The organism is Myxococcus sp. AM011, from assembly GCF_013372595.1.
Lineage (GTDB): Bacteria > Myxococcota > Myxococcia > Myxococcales > Myxococcaceae > Myxococcus > Myxococcus eversor.
In genome coordinates this window covers 1-515 of the sequence record NZ_JABXEM010000620.1, presented here as the reverse complement: position 1 = coordinate 515, position 515 = coordinate 1, and the positions used below count along the sequence as shown (strand labels likewise).

Genomic DNA, 515 nt, shown 5'->3' with positions numbered 1-515 from the left:
AGATTGGCCAGGGCATGGAATCCCACCGCCAGCCAGTACCAGCGGATGCTCCCGCGCACGAAGCGCTGCATCACCAGCACCGAAAAGGCGACATGCATCACCATGGCGCCCACCCGCTCGTACGCGCCCAGCAGCGGCTCCCACCAACGCAGCGCCGCGAAGGTCGCCTTCGCCTTCACCACCTCCGCCACCTGCTCCGGCGTGAGCGGCAGCGTCGACGGGTCCAGGTTCGCCAGAGCCACCATGTTGACGAGCCCCAGCGCCGCCATGCCGCCTATCAGCAGCACGGACTCCAGCCCCCCGTGCCCCACGCCAAACCCCACCGCGTCGCGCCAGCGTCGCCAGGCCTTCAACGGACGCGCGAACACCCACAGCCGCGCCGTCTCCTCGAAGAGCCCCGCGGAGAGACACAGCACCACCAGCATGACGTTGCGAAAAAGCTCTGAACTCTTGAGCTCGTCACGCAGCGCGTACTGAAGCGCCTGCGTCAACGGCAACCGGGTGAGGAGCTGGGA

1 protein-coding gene is annotated in these 515 nt (G+C 67.8%); it reads right to left on the bottom strand.

Annotation, left to right across the window (positions count from 1 at the left end):
• On the bottom strand, positions 1-515 hold a 515-nt coding region (locus HUW62_RS47695), incomplete at both ends, for a YhfC family intramembrane metalloprotease (protein WP_176438229.1).